Source organism: Roseibium sp. R5, assembly GCF_055755305.1.
In genome coordinates, this window is sequence record NZ_CM146910.1 from 2970263 (window position 1) to 2994917 (window position 24655).

Here is a 24655-nt window from a genome sequence, read left to right on the forward strand (position 1 = left end):
ACCGGCGGCGCTGCGTGCGCACCGGTCTTGTCGTTTAGCCTCTAAAAACTCAGGTTCAGAAGACTGTCGAGACACCGTCACACCGACTTTCCCGGACGCAGCGAAGCAAAGATCCGGGATCTGGAGGCCGCTTTTCTATTTAGAAATGCACGCGTTTTTGCTGACAGGCACCGGCTCAGGGCCGGTGCGGCACAGGGGGATTTTCTTCTAAACGTCAGTCACAAAACGAGTCTAGTCGCCCTTTTTCTGGGCCTCAGGAGAGTTCTGATACCGCTTCTGCTCCCGGGCAAACACCACATAATACTTGTAGATGTTGCCGACATACCGAACCGGTTCTTGGCTGATGCGTCTGCCGACGATCCACTCGACATTTCCGAACCACAAATTCGGGTCATAGCCCTGTTTTGCTGCTTCCGCCCGCAGTTTTTTGAAGCGGCTCGGACCCGCATTGTAGGCGGCGAGGGCGAAGAAAGTCTGGTTTGCCGGATCATGCTCCAGGTCTGCGAAGTATTGGTCGGCCAGATACCGCAGGTATTTCACACCGGCATGCACGTTCGTATCAGCATCCTTCTCCACACCTTTGATGTTGATCGGGGATCCTGCTGCGGTCGTCGGCTTGATCTGCATGATACCGACAGCGCCGGCGTTGCTTCGAGCGGCCTGTTTGAACTGGCTTTCCTGATAGGCCTGTGCAGCGATCAGAAGCCAATCGATGTCGAACTGCTGGCCATATTTTTCAAAGACTGCGGCCAGTTTGTCGAATTGCTCTCGGCGTTTCTCATCATTGAGGTCTTTGAGAAACTTGGTCTCCTTCAGGTACCGCTTGAGGATTATGTTGCCAAGCAATGTCCCCTTTTCAACGGTCTTGGCAAAGGCGTTCATCTCTTTCAGCAAATCTGGAGCTTTCGGGCGGACCGCAAAAGCAACTTGCGCATCTGTGCGCACGGCTGCTTCCGGATGGATTTTCAATCCGTCGACGATCTGCATCCAGAAGTCTGCCTTATGTTCGTCAATGATGATCATCGGAACGCCACCAGCTTTCACCAGATCGATCAGGTCTTCGTCCTCTAGCTTTTCATCTGCTGGAACGATCTTGACAGGGGCTTTTCCATCGGCGTCCAGCTTCTTGTTCAAGGCAAGAAGGCTGTCGTGATAACTCGATGAGGATCGGACGTAGATTTCTTTACCGGAAAGGGCCTCAGGTGAGGTCAGGTCGTTGATACCAGCTGCCGTCAGTGGCACTTCCCGCACGCCCGTAAACAACGGCGAGGAAAAGTCGACGAGTTTCTGCCGCTCTGGAGTGATTGTTAAATTGCCAAGAGCAATATCACCGCGGCCCGCAGCCAGATCTGTGAAGAGTGTTTCCCGCGGAGTTGGCATCATCACGATTTGACCTTCCCGAACCTTCTTGCCGTGTTTCTTCTCCAGAAACTTGCCGAGTTCGGTTGCCATATCGACGGCGGTGCCGCGTTGAACGCCGTTGTCGATAAAATAGAAGGTCTTGGAAAAGGGTACGAGAACGCGGAGATAACCGCGTTCTGCAATCGCATCAAAGTCACCGGTAAAAGGCTCGCGCAGAATTTGCTCGAGTTCATCTGAAAGCCGGGTCTCCATCGCGTCGGGCGATGCTGGCACGAGAAAAAGTGCCAGGGTCGCTAATGCGATCAGCGACCCCAAATGCCGCAAGCTGAAACAGTTTATCATGGCGCTCCCCCAGATGTACCGTTAGGGAACTCAATCAAACTTGCGTGGAGCTTTCAAGACAGAGGTGGGCGATAATCCGGCCTCACCGTTTGAATGTCAGATCGACTGTTCCGACCTTGAAACCACCTTTCGTAACATCGGCAGTGTTGCGAACCGTCCGCCGATCGGTCTGGGTAAGGGTATCGGTAAAGCGCAACAGAATTGAACCGTTTTCAAGCGGTACGTCGGCGATGTAGGAAAATCGCAAGGCTCCATCTGCACCCGTCTCAACCAGGGTGGGGGCGATCACATCAGATCTTTGGCCAACATACCGGCCGTCGCCAACCTTTTCGAAAAACCAGGTCTTGGTGTCCCGCTCGCCGTCGTCATAAACAAAGTCTTCGCGCAGGCGGAACATTTGTGTCTTCGGGTTCCACGTGCCGGTCAGATACACCGTGAACGGCCGGTAGACGCCCGCCAACTTGCTCTCAAACACGCCTTTGCCAACGGTCTTGCCGCGAAAAAACTCCTCAAGGACCAGCGGTTTTGCGGCCTGAGCTGGTGGCGCTGCAAAACCGGCAAACACTAGAAACGTGAGCGCAATCAGGAAGATCGTCTTGGTTGTCAGTTTGGTAAAAGACAGGGGCATGCTGCAAAGCCTATGGTTTGTTTCACATACCTTGGGTACGCGTGAATCCTTGTCTTAGATTTTCAAAACCGGGCGGTGGTCTTAACCTCCGAAGCGCTCATGCCATGTCGGCAGCGTGTCGCCATCCGCAGGTGTTGCATGATAGATCCCACGTGCAATTGCCCTAGCGAGGCACGATGCGGCGGCAGCGCCCATTTGCACCATGTCCTCCAGGCCGTTTTCCAGCTTGCGCTGCCCCGTTGACAAAGCGAACACGAGGTCGCCGTCGAGCGGTGTGTGAGCAGGCCAAAGCGCACGGGCCAAGCCATCGTGTGCCATCACGGCAAGGCGTTTGGCTTCGCCCTTCGTCAAAATCGCATCGGTGGCAACGGCTGCGATGGTGGTGTTGGCCCCTGCTTCTAGTGCATCCAGTTTCGTGCGGACCGAGGTGCAGTCGGCGGGCAGTGTTGGCGTTATGCTGCGGCCACCGAATTCGTCACCGACCTCGAAGGGCGCTGCCCAGAAATGCGGTGTTTCGCCCATGGTTGCGCGGCCAAGCGCATTGACGGCAACAATCGCGCCAATAGTGACACCATTTTCCAGGACCACAGATGCTGATCCCAGGCCGCCTTTGAGGTTTGCGGTTGTGGCGCCCATACCGGCCCCGTTGGACCCAAGGACAAAATCATGGCCGATGGAATCGAGCGCCGCGCGGCCGAGATCCCGGTAGGGCGCCATTTGGCCCCAGCTCTTGTTGCCGCCATTCAGGAGGTCAAAGAGGATTGCTGTCGGCACGATCGGCACGCGGACAGGGCCCACCTGGTATCCATAGCCAAGTTCTGCAAGACGCCCCTGAACGCCCGCACCGGCATCAAGACCGAAAGCCGATCCACCGGCCAGGACGATCGCATCGATCTTTTCGACCGTCTGTTCGGGCTCCAGAAGCGCAATTTCCCGGGTTCCCGGTGCGCCGCCCTGGATCGCCACGGAAGCGACCGCTGGTTCATCCGGCACAAGTACGGTTGCGCCGGATTTCAGGTCCGGGTCGGACGCATTGCCGACCTTGAGGCCAGGCACATCGGTGATCAGGTTTCTGGGACCGGTCATCAAATATCTTTCAGCGAAAACTCAATAAAGGCAGGACTTTGAGTTTGCGCCGACCGGGCTCAGGTGTCGAGGCTTTTGTAACCCCTGCGCACATAGATCAAAGACTTTCCCGGATCCGTCATGCGTAAATCTGTGACAGTGCCAACGATAATCGAGTGGGTGCCGACTTCGGACACAGAAAAAATTTCGCAATCAATGCTCAGCCGTGCCGTGTCGAGGGCAGGGCAGCCGGTCGCCAGGTTTGTCCAGGAGCCATGCGCAAATCGTCCGCTCATGTCCGCACTTTCGCGGCCGGCAAATACATCAGACATTTCCTGATGATCATCTGAGAGGGTGTTGAGGCAGAAGCAGCGGTTTTTCAGAACGGCGGCGTGAAGGCGGGATTGCCGATTGAGGCAAATCAGGATGCTGGCGGGGTCATCGCTGACCGAACAAGCGGCTGACACTGTTCCGCCCGCCCTCCCGGCGTCACCGTCGGTGGTGACGATATGAACAGCGGCGGCGATGCGGCTCATCGCTTCGCGAAACGTCTGGCTGTCGAGTGTCAGGCTTTGGGCGGCGGGATCTATCCCGGTTGAAGGCGCCATGCGGTCAATGCTCCGTGGTCCGGACGTGGCATCCGGTCGTGATCTTGTTATATGTCGTTGCGTGTGCCTATCAAACCCAATCGAGCCTTGCAATTTTCGGAACTTTCGATTGATTTCATAGGACCATGGTTCCTACGGCGCCAATCAGGGGATGGATCTGGAGAACAGAATGAAGATTATCCGTGGCTTGGCGGGCATGATGGCGGCAACCCTCTTAAGCTGGCCATTAAGCGCTGCTGCCGAGATCCATATTGCGGTGGCCGGCCCCATGAAAGGGCAGTTTGAGGACTTGGGTCAGCAAATCAGGGCTGGGGCCGAACAAGCGGTCGTCGATATCAATATGGCAGGCGGTGTCCTCGGCGAACCCTTGGTGCTGGACATCGTCGATGATGGCTGTGACGAAACCCAGGCCAAAGCGGTTGCCAACCAGTTGATTGGCCGCGAAGTGTCGATGGTGGTGGGGCACGTCTGTTTCAGTGCGTCCATATCGGCAAGTGGGATCTATTCGGACGCCGGGATTGTGCAGATCTCTCCGGCCACAACGCTGCCGAAGTTCACTGACGAACGGCCTGGACCCGGCATTTACCGATTGGCGCCACGAGATGATGAACAGGCACGTGTTCTTGGCCAATACCTAGCAGATGCTTTTGCTGGGCAAGACATTGCTCTGCTTCACGACAAGACTGCCTATGGCAAAGGACTGACCGATGCTGTTCGGATTGTTCTCAACCAAAATGGCGTCACCGAAACGCTCTATGAGGGGTTCGACGCGGGGCTGAATGATTATCGCATTCTCGTCTCTCGTTTGGCTTTGGAAGGCGCTGACGTTGTTTTCATCGGCGGCTATCATCCGGAAGCAGGCTTGATCAAACTCGAGATGCAGCGGCTTGGGGTCGAAGCTGTTCTGATCGGAGGCGATACCCTGATGACGCAGGCCTTCTGGGATGTCACGGGCGAGGCAGGTGAGGGCACAACGTTCTCCTACCCACTAGATCCTCGCAGCCTGCAAACGGTCGCCGAGGTCATCGAGGCATTGGAAAGCCGCGAAGAAATTGCTGAGCGCTATGCGCTTGCCGCTTATGCCGCGGTCGAAGCTTGGGCCGATGCGGTGGAAGCGGCCGGCGCACCGGACTTTGCAGCGGTGACAAAAGCAATGGATGAACAGGCTTTCCCGACAATCCTGGGTGACATCCGCTTTGACGAAAAAGGCGACAGCAGCGTTCCTCAATTTGTCATCTATGAATGGAAGTCTGGCAAACCGGTTGAGCGCTAGCTTCTTTTCCCCGTGCCCTTGATCTGCAAGCGCACTTTGTCGGCGTAGATCGGCAGCCCGGCGTCCATGCCGTAAAGGCTCCGGAAAAAACCGCCATTGGCCTCAATTGCGATGTTCTGACTGTTCCTGGCCGGTTGGAGTTCGACCTCCAAAGAGGTACGTTGCCGGGTTCCTCGCATGGTAAGAAACCCTTCGACCTTTGCAGTTGTCTCGCCGGTCAAACGCACCGAATAGCTCTCGAACTCTGCTGTTGGAAACTCCGACACATTGAACATTGCAGAGCTTTTTAGGAAACCAGTGACCCGGTCACTGTTGGTCTCAACACTTCGGAGGTCGACGGTGACGCGAACACGGCTGGTTTCCGGCCGTTGCGCGTTTAAAACCATCTCGCCTTTGACTGTACCAAACCGGCCTTTGACTGGTTGGCCGCCCAACACCCTGACGGAAAACTGAGTATCCACGGCTTGAGGTGGCAGGATGTAACGGCCCGACAAGATATCTGCCCGGCTGTCACCGGTGATCATCACAAGAAGGGAAAGCCCAACCAGAAAACTGAGGTGGACCGGTGCAAGAAAACGTTCCCAGCAGGACTGTAAGCGCCACATGTGCCGCGCAGTGTTTCCTCTCATCAATGCCTCCTCCCGTGACCGAAACCATTACGTCGGATATGGGACAGCAGATTGGCTTGTTTCCTTTACGAACAACGCCGTTCACCATGGTTTGAAGTATTCTGAAGTGCCACTTGCCGCATCCGCGCTCATGCATAAACTCTTAATAAGCGTTAAGGATTGGGTGTGTGATGCGTATCATTTCTTTGCTGTTCGCCTCTGTTTTGCTCGTGGCAGTCGATTTGACGGCTGAAAAAGCGCAAGCTGCAGAAGTAGTTGGTTTTTCCGGCCATCAATTTCGGCCGGGCACAATCGTGATCAAGAACTCCGAACGGCGGCTTTATTTGGTGCTGAACGGACGCCAGGCGATCCGTTACAAGGTGGCCGTCGGAAAACGTCAGAAATCCTGGACGGGACGGGCGCAGATCACGGCGAAATACGTCAAGCCGGACTGGTCACCGTCGCCGGAAGTGCGCCGGGACTTCCCGCATCTTCCTGCCGTGATCCGCGGGGGGGCTCCGAACAATCCAATGGGTGTCGCTGCCATGACGCTGTCGAACGGCAACTACGCAATTCACGGCACCAACCGTCCCGGCTCGATCGGGCGTGCGGTCTCCTATGGCTGCATCCGGATGGCCAATCACGATATCCAGGATCTGTTCCGCCGTGTACAGGTCCGCACACCCGTAATCGCGTTGCCGTAATCGGCACTTCGTTCTCGGGGCAAGTTATCCACCTGGGAAAGTGCCCTTGTCAGGCCCCCGGCGCCAAGCCACTGTAATGCCTTAGTGCAAGGCATTGGGGGCGCATATGCTTTTTTATCTGACTGTCATTCTAGCGTGTCAGCTCGCCGGTGAACTGATCACGGTTGCGAGCGGACTCCCAATCCCGGGCCCAGTGATTGGTATGGTTTTGTTGCTGGCAGGCTTGCTGATCAAGGGGGGTATCCCGGAAGATCTTGCAACGGTTGGCGATGCGTTTTTGACCAACCTCTCCCTGTTGTTCGTTCCTGCTGGCGTTGGCGTCATGCTGCATATTGCGCTGATCGGTGAGGAAGGGCTTGCGATAACCCTGGCACTGATCGGCAGCACGCTTGCAACGATTGCTGTGACAGCGGTGGTGATGCGCCTCTTGTCCCGGTCTGCCGATGCTGCTGACAGCGAGGCCGAATAATGGAGGGCGAACTTCGGGAAATCTGGGTTTATCTCTCTGCCAGTCCGCTCCTGGCGCTGACGCTGACCCTTGTCGCCTATCAGGTCGGTTTCTGGATCTATCGGCGGGCGGGATTTAATCCGCTTCTTAATCCAGTGCTGATCGCCGTTGTGTTGTTGGTTAGCTTGCTGCTCGTCACCGACACCCAGTATTCTGTCTATTTCGAAGGCGCTCAGTTCGTTCATTTCATGTTGGGGCCGGCAACGGTGGCCTTGGCCTTGCCGCTTTATCGGCAGCTTGAACGGGTCCGCCGCTCCTCGATTGCCATTCTCGCCAGTTTGTTGGCCGGGTCTCTCACGGCTGCAATCAGCGCGGTCGGCATTGCCGCTCTGTTTGGGGCAAGCAAGGAAACGCTGGTGTCCCTTGCGCCAAAGTCGGTGACTGCACCTGTTGCGATGGGGATCAGTGAACAGCTGGGTGGGTTGCCGTCTTTGACGGCTGTTCTGGTGATCCTGACCGGGATAACTGGGGCTGCTCTTGGACCGCTCTTGTTGAACCTCATGGGCGTAAAGGACATGGCCGCTCGCGGGTTGGCCATCGGTACTGCGTCACACGGCATTGGAACGGCCCGTGCACTGCAAGTCAGCGAATTGGCGGGTGCATTTTCCGGTCTCGCCATGGGGCTTAATGCTCTCGCAACAGCGATCCTGCTTCCATTGGTTTGGAAGTTGTTTTTCTGATCGGTCTAGAGCGGATCAATATGGACGTGAAACGCTCTAACCATGGGACAGCGTGCCGCATATATTTTCGAAACTATGAAATTATAGTGATGCGCGGATCGGCACGATCCTCCTCGAAATGCCGCTGGTTTCGTGTGCCCCAACCGGAACCGGCGGTTTTTTTAATTATGGCGCTTCAGCCAGGACTTGGGATTTGAGGATTTGCTGTCCGACTGTTTGCCCGTCAGTGCGCTGACAAGGTCCGCGACGGCCTCAAGGCTATGCACTGCCCTGAATTCATCGACATGGGGAAGCATGGCCCGGATGCCCTTGGCTTTGGCCTCAAAGCCTTCGAACCGAAGGAGCGGATTAAGCCAGATTAGGCGGCGGCAGGACCGGTGCAGGCGGTCCATCTCGCGCGCCAGATCCTCATCGGAATCGCGCTCAAGTCCGTCGGTGATCAACAACACCGTCGGTTTGCCGGACAGGACCCGGCGCGACCAATGCCGATTGAAGTCATGCAGGGCCGAGGCGATCCGCGTACCGCCGGACCAGTCCTGAACCCCTTCAGAACATGCTTCCAGCGCTTCGTCGGGATCTTTCATCCGCAATTGACGCGTCACATTGCTCAGCCGTGTTCCGAACAGGAATGTGTGCACGTCCCGGCGTTCGGCGGTGACCGCATGGAGGAAATGCAGCAGCAGGCGCGAATACTGGCTCATGGAACCGGAAATATCGCAGATCGCGACCAGAGGTGGGCGCTTTTCGGCTGGTTGGCGGAACTTCAGGTCAATGATATCCCCGCCGGCCCGCATCGACGCCCGCAACGTGCGGCGCGGATCCACCTTTCCCGAGTGTGCGGGGACCAGCCTGCGGAGCCGGATCTTGTCCATGCTGAGCGCCATGGAGGCGAGCGCCTTTTTGGCGTCATTGATCTCCAGGGCAGTCATCTGGGCAAAGTCTTTGCTCTGGAGGAGTTCCTTGCCCGACACCGTGAATTTGGCATCGACCTCGATTTCCGGCCGGGTTTCTTCCGCGACCCGTTCCTTGTTGGCCTGAAACGCCTGGGCAACCCGTGTCTGCCCCGCCTTGGGCTTTTCGGGTGCACCTCTCGGCGGAGCAACAGGTGACAGGATCGCCAGCATCTTTTCGATCAAGCCCCGGCTTTGCCAATAGACCCGGAACGCTTCGTCGAACAGGATGCGATGTTCCCGCTTGCGCACAAAGACCGCATGCAGGGTCCAGTAGAGATCGTCGCGGTTGCTGATCCCGGACACTTCGACGGCCTGAACCGCATCGACAACGGAGGCCGGCCCAACCGGCACCCCGGCCTTGCGCAGCGTGCGGGCAAAATAGACGATGTTGTCTGTGATGCGGGAGCGGACAGCGGTCATGGGCGCGTTTGGTCTGCTCTAAAGGGCCGGCATGGTCTGGGGACGTGGCTCGTCCTTGCGAATGTCATCGATCATCTGCCGGACCTTTGAGCCGCGGACCCGCTCGATGTCGTCCTGATATTTCAGAAGAACGCCAAGCGTATCGGAGGCCATGTCCGGATCCAGCGCGATTTCATTGAGTTCCGAGAGGGCGGTGGCCCAATCCAGTGTTTCTGCGACGCCTGGTTGCTTGAAAAGATCTTCTTCAGAGCGCAGTTTTTGGACAAAGGCAACAACTTCACCGGCCAGGCGTTCTGAGGCGCCAGGAACCTTCCGGCGGACGATTTCCAGCTCGCGCTCGGCGTCGGGATAGTCGACCCAATGATAGAGACAACGGCGCTTTAGGGCGTCGTGGATTTCGCGCGTCCGGTTGGTCGTGATGATAACGATCGGCGGTTCCTCGGCCTTGACGGTGCCAAGCTCTGGAATGGAAACTTGGTTGTCCGCAAGGACTTCGAGAAGGAACGCTTCAAAGGCCTCATCAGCGCGGTCGAGTTCGTCAATGAGAAACACCGGTGCGCCATTCAGGGACGGCTCAAGGGCCTGAAGGACTGGGCGCTTGATCAGGAATTTTTCATCGAAGATCGACTTTGAAAGCTCCGAGTGCTCGGTGTCGCCTGAGGCCTCTGCGACCCGGATCTCAACCATTTGTGCCGGGTAGTTCCATTCATACACCGCAGATGCAATGTCGAGCCCTTCGTAACACTGCAGGCGAATGAGGTCGCGGCCGAGCGTTGACGACAACACCTTTGCAATCTCGGTCTTGCCGACACCGGCTTCCCCTTCCAGAAACAGGGGACGTTTCATCTTCAGCGCAAGATGCAGAACAGTTGAAAGGGACCTGTCGGCGACATATCCGGCCTCGTCCATCAGCTGGAGCGTTTCGTCGATCGTCGCTGGAATGGCAGATTGCGGCATGAACGGCTCCCAAGAATGATTGATTTTGGACTATATATAAACGAACAGAGGGCGGAGCCTAGGTCTGTTTGCTGGTACTTTGGAACAGGCGCCTGTGGCGGGTCGGGGAAGTTCCGAGCAATTCCCGGAAGTGATGGCGCATTGTAGCAGCCGTCCCAAACCCGGTCTGATCTGCGATCTGGTCGATTGAGAGACCGCTTTCTTCGAGCAAGTCCTTGGCCTTTTGAAGCCGCAAACCCGTAACCCAGCGGGCAGGGGTTGTTCCGGTTGCGCTCTCGAACCGGCGCAGGAAAGTCCGCTCGCTCATGCCGGATCGTGCGGCGAGGCTCTTGATCGTATGATTTGCTGATAGATGTGCGCGCAGGTAGTCGAACAGCGGTCCGAAGCGGTTTGCCTCTGTGGGCAGTTGTACACTGGTATCGACGAATTGAGCCTGTCCGCCTTCCCGGTGGGGCGGAACGACAAGCCGCCGCGCCACGCTGTTTGCAGCTATTGGGCCGAAGTCACGGCGGATAAGATGAAGGCAAAGGTCAATGCCTGCAGCACTTCCGGCCGATGTCAGGATCTGATCGTTGTCGGTGTAAAGGACATTGGGGACGATCACGAGATCCGGATACCGTGCTGACAAGGCCTCGGCATAGCGCCAATGTGTCGTAACACGCTTGTCTTGAAGAAGTCCGGTTGCCGCGAGCACAAAGACGCCCGAACAAATCGACAGCAAACGCGCGCCTTTGGCATGCGCCATGCGGAGGGCGTCTCTCAGAACCTCAGGGACGGGATCATTGATGCCGGACCAGCCGGGTATGAGGATCGTTCCTGCCGATTCCAAGAGGTCCAGGCCGCCGTCCACTTCCACCCGGACACCATTAGAGGCCTTCAGCGGTTGGCCCCGATCAAGGCTGGCCACTTCAAAACTGTACCAGTCCTCCCCCATCTCCGGGCGTTTGAGACCGAAGACCTCGCAGCAAATGCCGAATTCGAACAGACATAAGCCATCATAGGCAAGGGCAACCACGCGCTTGTTGGGCGCATTGGCCGGAGACTGAGAGGTAAGATCCGTATTTGGCATGATCTTTACGATAAATGTCTTTCTTGCCAAACGCCAGCCCAAAAACCGTCGCCTATTGTCCGGTCAAACAACCCGGACAGGAGACCCGCCATGAGTTTTGTAACTGATATCCCGCCAGCATCTTCCTCGGATGCTGTCCGTCACTTTTCGGCGCGACTTACCTTTGAAACGGACTGCGCGGATGTTGCTGACGCATTTGCCACTGGCCGCGTAGATTTTGTGCTTCTTCACGTTGTCGGATCGTCAGAAACCTTTGCGAAAAAGCATATTCCTGGGGCGCTGCATTTGCTGCATCGGGACATCACGGCAGAACGCATGGCCGACTGGCCGGAGGACACCGTTTTTGTGACGTATTGCGCTGGGCCGCACTGCAACGGAGCAGACCGGGCGGCGGTGAAACTCGCTGAACTTGGCCGGCCTGTGAAAATCATGATTGGCGGTCTAACCGGTTGGCAAGATGAAGGCTTTGCCTTTGCGGAACCGGGTGTCGCGGCCGCAGCAGAGTAAAGCTGCGTATGGCGCAAGCCTGGCCGCCCGCGTATAAGAATCGCTAGTGAGGGAAGGGAGACTCGTTTTGCGAACCAATGCGCTTTTTTGGACAGGCTTGTTTGCTTGTATCTTGAGCGGACCGGCTCTTGCAGCCAGTGGCACCTATCCAACGGATCCGGCCAGTCTTGCGAGCGGCCGCGAAATCGCGGAGATCCATTGTGCCGCCTGCCATGCTGTGGCAGCGGACGACGCAAGCGCCCAGGAAGGTGCGCCGGCATTCAGGGACCTCTCCAGCCTTTATCCACTGGAAAGTCTTGAAGAAAGCCTTGCTGAAGGTATCGTGACTGCGCACGAAAACATGCCGGAAATTGCCTTCGAACCGGGTGACATTGATGCCTTTTTGGGCTATCTGACCTCCATCCAAGCAAAATGACAGTTTTGAGATCTAAATTCTTATGATTTGTTAGCACTCAACTGAGTTTGCTGCCAAAGATCAAGAATTCGTCTAATTGTCACGCGTTCATAGAATTGGTTAAACTGTTTGCTGCGACACTTTTCTTTAGGAGAAAGGAATACGTGGCATGACAGTTGGTTCAGACTTTGAAAAACGGTTGCTCGGATACGGTTTGCTGACCGCGGAAATACTCTATCGGATGCCAGATCACCCCAGGTTGTTGCAGTCCTTCTTGTGGCAGACAGAGGATTTGGCGCCGAAATTTCCTGAGCTGACCCGTTTTTTGACGTTCTGGGAACGCGAGATCGAGGGACGGATCCATGCGGTCCGCGTTGCACATCAGAACCTGATCGAACCAGCGGAATTTCGCTATGCCGACGGTGAATTCGTGATGCACTAGAGCGTCAGTTGTCAGCGGCGGAGCGGAATGCCGAGTCCCTGACCATCCCGTAAGATGGATTTTGCCTCCGGTGTGAATTCGTTTTCCGGTCCGTCGTGAAGAACGAAGCCCGGCAACAGTGTGAGCGGAGCTTTGCTCGCCCGCACTGCCCGGACCAGAACACGTGTTGCGGCTGCGTCAGGACGTGGCCGCAAGGGGATCACGTCAATCGCGCCAAACCGGCCAGAGAGGACGTTCAGAATTTCACTTAAGCCATCTGCGCGAAAGATGATGGTCAGTGTGCCGCCAACTTTCACAATGTCCGTTGCTGTTTTCACCCAGGGCTCCAGGCCCCGTTCATCGAGCATGTGTGCTCCCGCGCGGGCCGTCTTGGGCGAGGCACGGAACCGGTTCGCCTCATAGTAAGGCGGGTTCATGATAACATGATCAGCCATGCCGGACTTAAGTCCCGCTGCATGGCGCACACTTCCCTTGGCCGTGATGTCGGCTTCCAAGAGTTGGACGCGATCGGCAAATGAGGCATTTGCAGGATCGTTTAGTCCTTCCCGCGCGAGTTCGAGAACGGTCTGATCGAGCTCTACCGCTGTCACCGTAATCTTCGGCAAGCGGGCAGCTGCACAAAATCCTGCGGTTCCGACACCTGCGCCGAGGTCCACAATGTGACCGCTCAATCCATCGGGCAAAGCCGCAGCGAGGTAAACCGCATCAAGTCCTGCGCGGTGGCGGCCATGTTTGGGCTGGTGCACATAGACCTTGCCGCCCAAAAAGGCATCTCGAGTGATATCAAGTTTGCCGTCGGTCTCGGATGGTTGGAGCTGGTCCGTCATATCCGCTGTCATTCGCTTTCAAGGCGCAGCTCGTGTTCCAAACCCGCTTCGCGCACGAGCATGCGCGCTTTTTCAATCTGATCGCTGTCGACGAGGATCCTGCGTGGAATCATGGCGAGTGAGCCTTCCAGAATGCTCATGTTGCCGTCTGCGACAAAATGCTTGATATCAGCCTCGCCAAGCAGCGATTCCAGAAACGAGATCAGGACAGGATCGTTTGTTCTTACAAGTTCTTCCATTATAAATCTGACCCTTGCCGGTTTTGCCCCGCGCTGCGGCCGGACGCTCACTAAGGAATTGCTTTACAGCAAAATATGCTGATTGTGGCATTTCAACAGTTTGTCAACGGATTGGCGGCTTGCCCCGGAGACATTCGCGCCATATTGTCCGCACAAATCGTAACAGGAGTGCCGTCAGTGGCCGTGGTCGCAACCTTGTCTGACAGTGAAACGCCTCGCGCAAGCATCCAGCCTCTCGTGGATCTTGTGGCGCCCGGCATGGCAGACGTGAATGAACTGATCCTTTCCAAGGCCGGGTCCAATGTGGACCTGATCCCGGAAATCGCAAAGCATTTGATCTCATCTGGTGGCAAGCGCTTGCGCCCGATGTTGACGCTCGCCTGCGCAGACATGTTCGGATATCAGGGCAACGGACATGTGATCCTGGCAGCAAGTGTGGAGTTCATGCACACAGCAACGCTGCTCCATGACGATGTCGTCGACGAGAGCGACATGCGCCGGGGCAAACTTGCGGCCCGCAAGCTTTGGGGCAACCAGGCGAGTGTTCTGGTGGGGGATTATCTCCTGGGCCAGGCGTTCAAGATGATGGTCGACACCGGTTCTCTGGAAGCACTGCGCATTCTCTCCGAAGCATCGGCCATCATTGCTGAAGGTGAAGTGCTTCAGCTCGGTGCGTCGAAAAACATCGAGACGACAGAAGCCGAGTATCTGCGGGTCATCGAGGCGAAAACCGCAGCACTGTTTGCTGCCGCAGCCGAAGTCGGTCCGGAAATCGCCGGCCAAAACGACGTTATGCGCAAGGCAGCACGAACCTACGGTCTGGAGCTCGGATACGCGTTCCAGATGGTGGACGATGCGCTCGATTATGGTGGCTCATCCGCGGATCTCGGCAAAGACGTCGGCGATGATTTCCGTGAAGGCAAGATTACCCTGCCGGTGGTGCTTGCTGTTGCGCGCGGCACGGATCAGGATCGGGCGTTCTGGAAGCGCTGCATGGAAGGCGACAACGTCACCGACGCTGATCTTGCCGAGGCCATCGAGCTTTTGAAGAAATACGATGCGATTGCGGAAACCGTTCAGCGGGCCCGGACCTATGGCGACAATGCCCTCAAAGCGTTGGATCAATTGCCAGCGGGTGCTCACACGGATGCGCTTGCAGATGCCGTCGCGTTCTGTATCGCGCGTGTTAGTTGATTGCTCTAGAGGCTAGTTGCTGACTCAATCCGGCGTCCTTTTGGGGCGCCGTTTTGATTTTAAGTGGCGCTTTTCTCAGCTCAACGGTCCAGAGGCGATCCACCAATCGGGATGCGCGGTGCGCAGATCGGTTTCAATCGCGCGCATTTCGGTTGGGGCACACAGGCCGAAACAAGTCGCTCCGGATCCGGACATTCGTGAAAAAAGGATCCGGCTGTCCCCTTGCAGGAAATTCAAGACCTCACCGATGACGCCACAGACCGACATAGCAGGTGTTTGCAGATCATTGCGGCTGTTCGCCAAATAGGCAATCAGCGCGGCAATATCATCAAACGCATCCGGCATCTTTGCCAGCTGCGGATTGTTCTTCTTGTCAAGGGCTCTGAAGACATCCGGCGTTTCGAGGGAGGCCTTTGGATTGACAAGAACGATACCGCAATCAGGGAGGAGTGGGGCTGCGGCGAGGTCGTCGCCGATCCCCCGCATCACTTGCGGTTCGGGGCTGAGGCAAACTGGAACATCTGCGCCGAGCGATGCGGCGAGTTCATGAAGATCTTCATCGCTCAAATAAATACCGGTCACGTCCTCCAGAAGGCGGAGCGTGGTGGCAGCATCGCTGGACCCGCCGCCGATGCCGGAGGCGACCGGCAGCCGCTTGGTCAAGGTGATTTTGACGGATGGGACGTCAGTTTTTGCTTTTTCGGCAAATCCCCGGACTGCGCGTAAGACCAGGTTGTTGTCTCCAGCTGGACCCAGTTCCCGAGCAAACGGGCCGTCGATGACCAGCTCCAGTTTTTCGGACGTCTCAAGAGCAATCCGGTCACCGATCTGCGGAAATGCAACGAGCGACTCCAGCAAATGATAGCCGTCATTGCGCTGACCGGTGATGTGAAGGGCAAGGTTCACTTTAGCCCGGGCGAGTTCTGCCCTGACAGCCGTTTGCTGGTGGTCTGGCATGATCCGTCCGGTCAGCCGCCGTTGTTGTCACTTGCAGCGTTCGCCGCGTCCGTATTTGCTGGGTCCGGCAAGCCGTTCTCGATCTTGTCGAGGATTTTGGGAAGTTCATCCTCTTCGGGGTCAAGATCTCGGGCATGGTTCCATTGGAAGCGCGCCTCGTTGCGTCGTCCAACTTTCCAGTAGGCATCGCCCAAGTGGTCGTTGATCACGGGATCGGCCGGCCGCAGCTCAATGGCACGTTCCAGCTCCGTAACAGCTTCCTCATAGCGGCCGAGCCGGTAATAGACCCAGCCCAGACTGTCGACTATGTAACCATCGGTTGGCCGCAGCTCTACGGCCGTCTTGATCATCTCCAGTGCTTCATCAAGCTTCAGGCCCTGATCCACAAGAGAATATCCGAGGTAGTTCAGGACCAGAGGCTGATCTTCTTCCAACTCAAGCGCTTTGCGGAAATCGGCTTCGGCCTCGTCCCACTTACCCAAGCGCTCCCGGCTGATGCCGCGGAAGTAGAGGATCAGCCAGTGCGGCTGCTCAAGCGTTTCGATTGTGTCGATGGACGCTGAGTAAACCTTCTCAGCTTCCTCATAGAGTTCGTGGGACCGCAGAACATTGCCCAGAGCAATCCCGGCTTCCAAATCACCCGGGTCGTTTTCGATGAGCGCCGCCAAATGAGCGCGGGCCTCGTCCACCTGATCAAGAGCATTGAAATTCAGCCCAACTTGAATTTCGGCTTCCCGCTTCAAGGCACTGTCGTCAGGCACCATCATGAGGGCTTCGATGGCACGGTCAGGTTGATCCATCCGCTCAAAGACGTTGCCGAGCGCTACCGCTGCATATTCTGCAGCCGGATCAAGGTACAGTGCCAGTTGAAGGTAGGAGGTCGACAATTCCTCTCCGCCGTCACGGCCGATCACGGCGCCGAGCCCGTATAGGATCTCTGCCATGCCGACAGCTGGGTCGCTAACGGTCGGCGGGATGACAGCGCCTGACACAATCATCTCACGGGTCCGGTCCAATTGTGGATGGCCGCGGTATTGCCGGTCGAACTGATCCAGCGCCTTCAGCGCATCCTGCTGGCGGCCATTGGCCGCGAGGAGGCGGGCGTGGGCGTCAACGACGCGGATGGCCCCTTGATCCATCTCATAGGCTTTTTCGATGGCCTCAAGGGCTGCTTCGTTCCGGCCGGCTGTAAAGAGAAGATGCGCCTTGTGGGTTTCCTTGAAGACATCGAACCACTCGGGTCCGCGGAGGTTGTCGATGGTCTTGGCCGCTTCGTCGATTTGGCCGGCGCCGTAATAAGCCCAAGCGCGTGCGATACCGACGGATAACTGAGCCAGTGGACCATTCCGGCCCTCCTTCAGCAGCTCGATTGCGGCGCCATAGTTTCCGTCGCGTACGTCCTTTGCGCCCAAGACAAGCTGGGCCAGGAAATTCCGCTGCACGCCTCGGTCGAGATCGGCGGCATAGCGGATCGCATCGTCCACATCGCCATTTGCGAGCTTCAGTAGAAAAGTCCGCTCTAGCAACATCGGATTGGATGGGTCTGCGGCAAGGGTTTCTTCATAAAAAGCAGCAGCTTGCGCAAAGTCTTTTTGAAAGCCCGCAAGGCGACCGGAAAGATAGCTGCCAGACAGCGTAAAGGGAAGTTCGGCAGGAGTTCCAAGCGTTCTTGGAATGCCGTCTTGTGCGTTTGTATCTGCTAGAACAGTCGCCGGAAGCAGAGCAGCAGCGCTCGCAAGAGCCAGAAGTTTCAATTTGAGCGGCTTTCGGATCGACTTCGAAATGGCGCCGGTCAACTGTGTCATTGGTCCTCGCAGAATTGATTGCTCCCGTTTAGGGGGACGCATCTGTATGAAAACCGACAATGGCGCTATTAAGGCTGAGCGGCAAGGTGAGGGGGATAACTTTCTGAGGGTTTAAATCCTTTCGCATTTGCCCTGCGTTGGAAAAACATAGACTAACGACTTAAAAGGGCGGGTTTCCGGTAAAAAGGACTTGATGCTCTTTCAACACCGTAGCAGGTATGTGCGGTGCAATATCAGGCGGGGGCGAAAGTACTCCCGGCACCATGCGGAGGAATTGGAATATGACCAAGTGGGTCTACGGGTTCGGCAATGGTTCTGCAGAAGGCGCAGCAGACATGCGCAACCTGCTCGGTGGCAAGGGTGCTAACCTTGCCGAGATGAGCAGCCTCGGTCTGCCGGTGCCACCCGGATTCACGATCACCACCGAAGTCTGCACCTATTATTACGACAACGAGAAGTCCTATCCGCCAGCGCTCGAAGCTGAGGTGGCCGCGGCAATGGACAAGGTCGGTGAAGCAACTGGCCGGAAGTTCGGCGATCCTGACCGACCGCTACTGGTTTCTGTTCGCTCCGGTGCCCGTGCGTCCATGCCAGGAATGATGGACACGGTCCTCAACCTGGGCCTGAGCGACGGCACCGTGGAAGCGATTGCCCGCGAATCCGGAGACGCTCGGTTTGCTTATGACAGCTACCGTCGCTTCATTCAGATGTATTCCGATGTGGTTCTCGGCGTCGACAATCACGAGTTCGAAGACATCCTTGAGGAATACAAGGAACGCAACGATCTCACTCTGGATACAGAAATCACTGCAGAGGCGTGGCAGGGCATCATCGAAAAGTTCAAGGCGCTGGTTGAAGCAGAGCTGGGCAAACCATTTCCGCAGGACCCGCAAGAACAGCTCTGGGGCGCAATTGGTGCCGTTTTCAGCTCCTGGATGACACCGCGGGCGGTCACCTACCGGCGTTTGCACGATTTGCCAGCCTCCTGGGGCACAGCTGTAAACGTCCAGGCCATGGTGTTCGGGAACATGGGCGAGAATTCCGCCACTGGTGTTGCCTTCACCCGTAACCCGTCCACCGGCGAGAACAGTCTTTATGGCGAGTTCCTCGTTAATGCGCAGGGCGAAGATGTGGTTGCCGGTATCCGGACACCGCAGGACATTACCGAAAAGGCCCGCATTGAAGCCGGATCTTCCAATCCGTCGCTCGAAGCTTTGATGCCGGAGGCTTTCGCGGAGTTCCAGACTTACTGCGACAAGCTGGAACGCCACTACAAGGACATGCAGGATCTGGAATTCACAATTGAGCAAGGCAAGCTCTGGATGCTGCAGACCCGCGCGGGCAAGCGGACCGCCAAGGCGGCGCTGAAGATCGCGGTCGATATGGTCGCAGAAGGCATGCTGGAAGAAGAAGAAGCTGTGTTCCGTGTCGAGCCTGGCGCACTTGATCAGCTGTTGCACCCGACCATCGATCCGAAGGCTGAGCGTGATATCCTGTCGACCGGGCTGCCGGCCTCTCCCGGTGCGGCTTCGGGTGCAATTGTGTTCACCTCGGATGCTGCAGAACAAGCCAAAGGCGATGGCCGGAAGGTGATCCTTGTTCGGGTTGAGACCAGCCCGGAAGACATCCACGGCATGCATGCCGCTGAAGGCATTCTGACCAGCCGCGGCGGCATGACCAGCCACGCAGCCGTTGTTGCGCGCGGCATGGGCAAACCCTGTGTAGCCGGAGCCGGTGGGCTGCGGATTGACTATCGCAATCAGACAATCAACGTCGGCGGACGGCAGCTCAAAGAAGGCGATATTATCACGATCGACGGGGCCACTGGACAAATCCTGGCCGGTGAAGTGGCGATGCTGCAGCCGACACTCTCCGGTGATTTCGGGACGTTAATGGGCTGGGCGGATCGCGGCCGCCGAATGACCGTCCGTACCAATGCGGAAACGCCGCAGGACGCCAAAGTCGCGCGTGAATTCGGCGCCGAAGGCATTGGTCTGTGCCGGACTGAGCATATGTTCTTTGAAGGCGATCGCATCCTTGCAGTTCGTGAAATGATCCTTGCTGAGACTCAGGAAGGCCGCCGCGCGGCACTCGCTAAGCTGCTTCCGATGCAACGTCAGGATTTCACGGATCTCTTTGAGATTATGCACGGCCTACCGGTCACGATCCGTCTTCTCGATCCGCCGCTTCACGAGTTCCTGCCAAAGACGGATGAGGAACTGAAGGACGTTGCAACGGCGATGGGCGCTGACCCAGAGCTTTTGCGTGATCGCGCACTGTCGCTCGAAGAATTCAACCCGATGCTCGGCCATCGTGGCTGCCGGTTGCTGGTATCCTATCCGGAAATCGCTGAAATGCAGGCAAGGGCAATCTTCGAAGCTGCCGTCGCTGCGGCGAAGGCTACGGGGGCTCCGGTGGTTCCAGAGATTATGGTGCCGCTTGTTGGTCTGAAGGGCGAGCTGGATCTCGTCCGGTCGAGCATTGAGGCAATGGCCAAGGCTGTCATGGAAGAAACCGGTGCAGAGCTGACCTATCAGGTGGGCACAATGGTCGAGTTGCCGCGCGCTGCGCTCAAGGCGGCCGAGATTGCTGAAAGCGCTGAGTTCTTCTCCTTCGGCACGAACGATCTGACGCAGACAACGTTCGGGATTTCCCGTGATGATGCGGCGTCCTTCCTTGGAACGTATCAGACGAAAGGCATCCTTGAGCAGGATCCGTTCGTGTCCCTGGACCCGGAAGGGGTTGGGGAACTGATCAAGATCGGCGTGGAGCGGGGCCGATCCACCCGTCCGGACATAAAGCTGGGCATCTGCGGTGAACATGGGGGTGACCCCTCTTCAATCACTTTCTGTGAGAGCGTCGATCTGGACTATGTGTCCTGTTCTCCTTACCGGGTGCCGATTGCGCGTTTGGCCGCGGCACAAGCTGCCCTGCGCAAGGCGTCCGCGAACTGATGAGCTGGCCTTTGCAGCGCATTTGTGAAAGAGGCTGGCGTCATGCCTGAGCCTTTTCCGGACGTTGATGCGTTAAGATCCGGTGGGAAACGGGTTTTATCCCGTGTTCTCACCCGGATCGAAACGGACGCCGATAAACCGGAGACTGCAGCATTTCTGGATCGGATTGCAGCTCAGGGCAAAGGTCATGTCCTTGGACTGACAGGCCCGCCGGGCGTTGGTAAGTCAACGCTGACCGATGCGCTCATTCGTGCGTTCCGGGATGCTGGCGGCAGTGTTGCTGTTCTTGCGGTCGACCCATCATCTGCAATCACCGGCGGTGCGCTGCTAGGAGACCGGATCCGACTGAAAACTAACCCCAATGACGATCGGATTTTTGTGCGCTCCATGGCAGCGCGCGACCGGCTTGGCGGGCTGTCGGATCATTCGGTTGCTGCCATCACGGTTCTGAGGGCCGCGTTCGATCATGTGATCGTGGAGACTGTTGGTATCGGCCAGTCTGAAGGGGATCTCAAGCAGGCGGCCGACACTGTGCTCCTGTGCATCCAGCCAGGATCAGGTGATAGCCTTCAATTCATGAAGGCCGGCATCATGGAACTACCGGATGTGGTCGCTGTGACCAAGGCTGATATGGGGGCTGCAGCACGGCGGGCAGCTGCAGACGTCAAAGGTGCGCTGACGCTGTCGCCCACGGGGTCCAAGAACTGGACCGTGCCTGTGGGTCTTGTCTCCTCGCAAACAGGAGAGGGAATGGAGGCGCTGATCGATCAGGTCAAAGCCCATCTCGAGTTCCTACAGAACGGTGGCAGGCTGGATAGCCGCCGGGCCGCACAACACAGCGCCTGGTTTCGTGACCGCGTGCTGTCTGAATATGGACAATCGGGTCTGAGGATCTGCGAAGACCTTGCCGAAGGGCGGGCACGCCATGCGCCGTTTTCCTGTTTCTCCGAGTTTTCGGAAAAAATGCACGCGTGCCTGCCGACGGCAACCTGAAGCAACAGATGGTCAGACTTCTGCAGCGCGCATCTTGAACGCAAATTCGCGTCCGAAATCGCCGCCATGTTCCTTTTTGAAGTCCTCAAGGAACTGCGCAAGGTCCGTCTCATTGAGCGGCTGAGAGATGAAATAGCCCTGCATGCGATGACAGCCGTGAGCCTGGAGGAAACGGATCTGCTCGATGGTCTCGATTCCCTCGGCAACGATCGTCATTCCTAGAGCCTTGCCGAGTTGAATGATGGATACGATGATGGCCTCTGCCTCCGGATTACCGTCCATGTCAGACAGGAAATCACGATCCACTTTCAAGGTATCAAATGGGAACCGGCGTAAGTAACTCAGGCTTGAGTAGCCGGAGCCGAAGTCATCCAGCGCGACCTTGATGCCGAGGTTCTTCAAGCGCCGCAGAGACTTCAATACAGTATCGTTGCGGCCGGCAAAAACGCTTTCCGTGACTTCGATTTCAAGCCGCTGCGGTGCCAGGTTGTTAGTGGCCAGGATCGCCATGACCTTTTCGACAAAACGTGGGTGCTTGAACTGGTTGGGCGATACGTTGACCGACATAACCACATCCGGCCAGTCGTGAGCCTTGGCGCAGGCCTTGTTCAGAACCCAAAGTCCGAGTTCGTTGATCAAACCGGTTTCTTCAGCAACGGGAATGAACTGCGCCGGAGAAACGACCGTGCCGTCCTCCTTTGTCCAGCGGGCGAGGGCTTCTACGGACACGATGCGCTGGGCCGCGGTGTCGGATTGCGGCTGGTAGGCGAGACTGAGTTCGTCGTTTTTCAGCGCCATCCGCAACTCGCGGGAGAGCTTGTCCTTCGATTGAACATGGTCTTCCATGTTGGCTTCGAAGAAGGAGCGGCGGTTCCGTCCATTTTCCTTTGCATCGTATAGGGCGATATCCGCCTTGCGCAGCAACTCGTCTGGGTCGACGCCATCGCGGGGGGCAACGGCTGCGCCAATAGAAAGGCTCGCGTGCAATTCGCGGGCGCCGATCTTGATCGGTTGGGAAATTTCATCCTGAATTTGATCGAGGATGTATTCCAGCCACTCGTCACTTTTGGAATTCGGGATCACCATCGCGAATTCATCGCCGCTGATCCGTGCGACAATGCCGTTATCGCCCAAGACGTGTGTCAGACGCTTGGCAACGGCGACAATGACCATGTCTCCAGCCGAGTGACCAAGCGTATCGTTGATATCCTTGAAGTGATCGAGATCGATGTAGATGACAGCGGTTTCCCGCCCCCGGCTGTTGGTGTCCTGGAGCATATCCGTCAACAACCGATGAAAATGGGCGCGGTTGGGCAAACCAGACAAGGCGTCGTGGCGCGACGTATGCACGGCTTGCGCTTCGCTCACGGCAAGACGCTTGGTCATTTGGCGGGTGAATGCCGTCACCGCGATTACCACCGCCGTAATCATGAAGGCGGCCATCCCGAGGAAGGGATTGATCCGTGTCAGCATCTGTGTTCCCGGCCGGTCCACTTGCCAGGCAATGACCCCGATGGGCGCACCCGTCGGTCCGCGCAGTCTCAGCTGGCCGATGCCCTCACGATCAGGCTGTTTTTGTGCCAGGATGAAACCGTCAAGTCTGGTCATATGCATGATCTCAGACATCCTTTCACCGCGCAGGGGCGCGAGGCTAATCATGACCGTTGGCGGAACTCTCTTGGGAATAACCGACTGAATTTGCCGGGCGATTGCTGCAACCGAAAAGAGATGCGGTTCCCCTTTCACCGAAACAACGCCGGTTTCGAAGATCGAATACCGTTGATCCCGTTGGCTCGGTTCATAGCTGAAAAGCCCGGAGGGAAGCCTCCGGAACGAGATGATATAACGGGCGCGGACCTTCGCGATGGCAGGCTTCAAACGCGCAAGAAGATCCGGTGTCAGCCAACTGTTGTTATGGTCATGCGCAAACAGCGCCTTGACGGCATAGTCCTTTCCAACCACCGCGGATTTAGTAAATCCGTGGTTGGCGTAGAGCCAATGGGTCATGTTGTCGAACACCCACTCCTGATCCAGATTGGGTGCATTCGTGATGTGAAAAGCGGCATCCCAGGTCGCAACACCGGATTGCTGGCGTGCAAGATCGTCGGAAACCAGTTGCAGTGCTCCGGAAATCAATTGCAGCTGTGATTGCTGGGCACTCTCATCGGAGATGCGTGCGGACCAGTGCATCAGGAAGAAGATCCCGACAACGGACAGAAAGACCAGTGTCACCAACGGTATGATGATGACATTGGCGATCCGCCCACCTGAGTTCTTCAACTTGGTCTGCATTAACTAGCCCTGTTTGACAGGTGCATTATTGGCGAAGACAGTTAAGGATTGACCGACATTGATGGTAAAAAATGTATTTAATTAAAATGCACGTACATCAAAAAAATAATTTATAGACAAACACTTGGCCTGGTTTTCAACCTGATGGATCAAGCCCTATATGAGTTGTAATCCCTTGAAACTCACCTGTGATCTGAGACCAACGATGATGTGATCGTGGATTTCAATGCCAAGGGGTTTGGCGATGTCGACCAATTGCCGCGTCATTTGGATATCCGCCCGCGAGGGCGTGGGGTCTCCTGAGGGATGGTTGTGGACCAGAATGATCGCTGTTGCCCCGTGTTCCAAAGCTCTGCGTACCACCTCTCGCGGATAAACGGGCGTATGGTCAACGGTTCCGGTCTGCTGTAGCTCATCGGCGATCAGCCCGTTCTTCTTGTCGAGAAAGAGGACGCGGAATTGTTCGATGTCGGACATAGCCATGCGGGCTTGCAAATAGTCCATCACCTTGGACCAGGAATCGAGCAACTCCCGTTCCCTCAGTTCTGCGGTATGAAACCTGGCGATGGCGGCGTGAATGGCGTGCAGGGTGTCGATGCTGTTGTCCGACAAGCCCTTGATTTCTTTCAGTCTCGGACGCGGCGCAGACAAAACGGCAGAAAACGAGCCAAAGCGTTTCAACAGGGCTTTGGCGATTGGTTTGGTGTCCTGACGGGGCAGGGCAGAGAATAAAAGAAACTCCAGAAGCTCATAATCGGCGAGACTGTTCTCACCGCTTTTACGAAACCGTTCCCGCAGCCTTTGGCGGTGTCCTTTCGTGCCGGTATCTGCCGATTGTTTTTCGGAGAAACCGGCGTCCGGTTCGCTCATGAGC

At 56.8% G+C, this 24655-nt stretch carries 24 protein-coding genes; 10 read left to right on the top strand and 14 right to left on the bottom strand.

Going from position 1 to position 24655, the window contains the following annotated elements:
* Positions 1-231 precede the first annotated feature (231 nt).
* From AC0J4F_RS13860 to AC0J4F_RS13875, 4 genes are all read right to left on the bottom strand, one after another.
* Positions 232-1704, bottom strand: a complete 1473-nt coding sequence (locus AC0J4F_RS13860; protein WP_473023762.1) for an MltF family protein — start codon at positions 1702-1704, stop codon at positions 232-234.
* Between the two features lie 82 nt (positions 1705-1786).
* Positions 1787-2332 (bottom strand): DUF3833 family protein, encoded by a 546-nt coding sequence (locus tag AC0J4F_RS13865; RefSeq protein WP_473023763.1) that lies wholly within the window; start codon positions 2330-2332, stop codon positions 1787-1789.
* An 81-nt stretch (positions 2333-2413) separates the two neighbouring features.
* Positions 2414-3418, bottom strand: coding sequence for a P1 family peptidase (locus AC0J4F_RS13870; protein ID WP_473023764.1), 1005 nt, complete (start codon positions 3416-3418; stop codon positions 2414-2416).
* Between the two features lie 59 nt (positions 3419-3477).
* Complete coding sequence (locus tag AC0J4F_RS13875) at positions 3478-4005, bottom strand: flavin reductase (RefSeq protein WP_133946751.1); 528 nt, start codon at positions 4003-4005, stop codon at positions 3478-3480.
* Between the two features lie 169 nt (positions 4006-4174).
* On the opposite strand from AC0J4F_RS13875, the gene AC0J4F_RS13880 reads away from it, so the two are divergent.
* Positions 4175-5278 (top strand): branched-chain amino acid ABC transporter substrate-binding protein, encoded by a 1104-nt coding sequence (locus AC0J4F_RS13880; protein WP_473023765.1) that lies wholly within the window; start codon positions 4175-4177, stop codon positions 5276-5278.
* Here AC0J4F_RS13880 and AC0J4F_RS13885 read toward each other — a convergent pair.
* Complete coding sequence (locus tag AC0J4F_RS13885) at positions 5275-5907, bottom strand: YceI family protein (RefSeq protein ID WP_473023766.1); 633 nt, start codon at positions 5905-5907, stop codon at positions 5275-5277. The two genes, AC0J4F_RS13880 and AC0J4F_RS13885, sit on opposite strands and share 4 nt — an antisense overlap.
* A 170-nt stretch (positions 5908-6077) precedes the next feature.
* Between AC0J4F_RS13885 and AC0J4F_RS13890 the strand changes: the two genes are divergently transcribed.
* The 3 genes from AC0J4F_RS13890 to AC0J4F_RS13900 all read left to right on the top strand — a co-directional run bounded on the left by AC0J4F_RS13890 (position 6078) and on the right by AC0J4F_RS13900 (position 7778).
* Entirely contained in the window at positions 6078-6590 is a 513-nt protein-coding gene (locus tag AC0J4F_RS13890) for a L,D-transpeptidase (protein WP_133946754.1), read from the top strand.
* A 106-nt stretch (positions 6591-6696) separates the two neighbouring features.
* On the top strand, positions 6697-7059 hold the full coding sequence (locus AC0J4F_RS13895; RefSeq protein ID WP_306150009.1) for a CidA/LrgA family protein: 363 nt from the start codon (positions 6697-6699) through the stop codon (positions 7057-7059).
* Entirely contained in the window at positions 7059-7778 is a 720-nt protein-coding gene (locus tag AC0J4F_RS13900; RefSeq protein ID WP_133946756.1) for an LrgB family protein, read from the top strand. Before AC0J4F_RS13895 ends, AC0J4F_RS13900 begins: the two co-directional genes overlap by 1 nt.
* Before the next feature lie 161 nt (positions 7779-7939).
* On the opposite strand, the gene AC0J4F_RS13905 is transcribed toward AC0J4F_RS13900, so the two are convergent.
* The 3 genes from AC0J4F_RS13905 to ftrA are packed head-to-tail and all read right to left on the bottom strand — an operon-like array spanning position 7940 to position 11177.
* On the bottom strand, positions 7940-9151 hold the full coding sequence (locus tag AC0J4F_RS13905) for a vWA domain-containing protein (RefSeq protein ID WP_473023767.1): 1212 nt from the start codon (positions 9149-9151) through the stop codon (positions 7940-7942).
* An 18-nt stretch (positions 9152-9169) separates the two neighbouring features.
* Entirely contained in the window at positions 9170-10108 is a 939-nt protein-coding gene (locus tag AC0J4F_RS13910) for an AAA family ATPase (RefSeq protein WP_473023768.1), read from the bottom strand.
* Positions 10109-10166: 58 nt separating this feature from the next.
* Positions 10167-11177 carry a transcriptional regulator FtrA gene (gene ftrA, locus AC0J4F_RS13915; protein ID WP_473023769.1) on the bottom strand — a complete coding sequence of 337 codons (1011 nt, stop codon included), beginning with the start codon at positions 11175-11177 and terminating at the stop codon, positions 10167-10169.
* Between the two features lie 90 nt (positions 11178-11267).
* Here ftrA and AC0J4F_RS13920 point away from each other — a divergent pair, with 90 nt between their 5' ends.
* The 3 genes from AC0J4F_RS13920 (at position 11268) to AC0J4F_RS13930 (ending at position 12520) form a co-directional block, all read left to right on the top strand.
* Positions 11268-11684, top strand: coding sequence for a rhodanese-like domain-containing protein (locus AC0J4F_RS13920; protein ID WP_473023770.1), 417 nt, complete (start codon positions 11268-11270; stop codon positions 11682-11684).
* A gap of 97 nt (positions 11685-11781) precedes the next feature.
* A complete protein-coding gene (locus tag AC0J4F_RS13925) occupies positions 11782-12099 on the top strand; it encodes a c-type cytochrome (RefSeq protein WP_133946761.1) in 318 nt (105 codons plus the stop codon).
* A 148-nt stretch (positions 12100-12247) separates the two neighbouring features.
* Entirely contained in the window at positions 12248-12520 is a 273-nt protein-coding gene (locus AC0J4F_RS13930; protein ID WP_055671297.1) for an usg protein, read from the top strand.
* 11 nt (positions 12521-12531) lie between these two features.
* Here the strand turns inward: AC0J4F_RS13930 and AC0J4F_RS13935 are convergent, their stop codons facing one another.
* On the bottom strand, positions 12532-13347 hold the full coding sequence (locus AC0J4F_RS13935; RefSeq protein WP_473023771.1) for a tRNA1(Val) (adenine(37)-N6)-methyltransferase: 816 nt from the start codon (positions 13345-13347) through the stop codon (positions 12532-12534).
* Positions 13348-13355: 8 nt separating this feature from the next.
* Positions 13356-13586: a putative signal transducing protein gene (locus AC0J4F_RS13940; protein WP_133946763.1), complete on the bottom strand. Its 231-nt coding sequence runs from the start codon at positions 13584-13586 to the stop codon at positions 13356-13358.
* Positions 13587-13763: 177 nt separating this feature from the next.
* On the opposite strand from AC0J4F_RS13940, the gene AC0J4F_RS13945 reads away from it, so the two are divergent.
* Positions 13764-14780 (top strand): polyprenyl synthetase family protein, encoded by a 1017-nt coding sequence (locus tag AC0J4F_RS13945; protein ID WP_133946764.1) that lies wholly within the window; start codon positions 13764-13766, stop codon positions 14778-14780.
* Positions 14781-14855: 75 nt separating this feature from the next.
* On the opposite strand, the gene AC0J4F_RS13950 is transcribed toward AC0J4F_RS13945, so the two are convergent.
* Together AC0J4F_RS13950 and AC0J4F_RS13955 are read right to left on the bottom strand one after the other, a co-directional pair.
* Positions 14856-15737: a 4-(cytidine 5'-diphospho)-2-C-methyl-D-erythritol kinase gene (locus AC0J4F_RS13950; RefSeq protein ID WP_133946765.1), complete on the bottom strand. Its 882-nt coding sequence runs from the start codon at positions 15735-15737 to the stop codon at positions 14856-14858.
* Positions 15738-15748: 11 nt separating this feature from the next.
* Complete coding sequence (locus AC0J4F_RS13955) at positions 15749-17542, bottom strand: tetratricopeptide repeat protein (RefSeq protein ID WP_133946766.1); 1794 nt, start codon at positions 17540-17542, stop codon at positions 15749-15751.
* 281 nt (positions 17543-17823) lie between these two features.
* Between AC0J4F_RS13955 and ppdK the strand changes: the two genes are divergently transcribed.
* A complete protein-coding gene (gene ppdK, locus AC0J4F_RS13960) occupies positions 17824-20496 on the top strand; it encodes a pyruvate, phosphate dikinase (protein WP_133946767.1) in 2673 nt (890 codons plus the stop codon).
* 42 nt (positions 20497-20538) lie between these two features.
* Positions 20539-21489, top strand: coding sequence for a methylmalonyl Co-A mutase-associated GTPase MeaB (meaB, locus tag AC0J4F_RS13965; protein WP_473023772.1), 951 nt, complete (start codon positions 20539-20541; stop codon positions 21487-21489).
* Between the two features lie 12 nt (positions 21490-21501).
* On the opposite strand, the gene AC0J4F_RS13970 is transcribed toward meaB, so the two are convergent.
* On the bottom strand, positions 21502-23781 hold the full coding sequence (locus tag AC0J4F_RS13970; protein ID WP_473023773.1) for a bifunctional diguanylate cyclase/phosphodiesterase: 2280 nt from the start codon (positions 23779-23781) through the stop codon (positions 21502-21504).
* 156 nt (positions 23782-23937) lie between these two features.
* Positions 23938-24651, bottom strand: a complete 714-nt coding sequence (radC, locus tag AC0J4F_RS13975; RefSeq protein WP_473023774.1) for a RadC family protein — start codon at positions 24649-24651, stop codon at positions 23938-23940.
* Positions 24652-24655 lie beyond the last annotated feature (4 nt).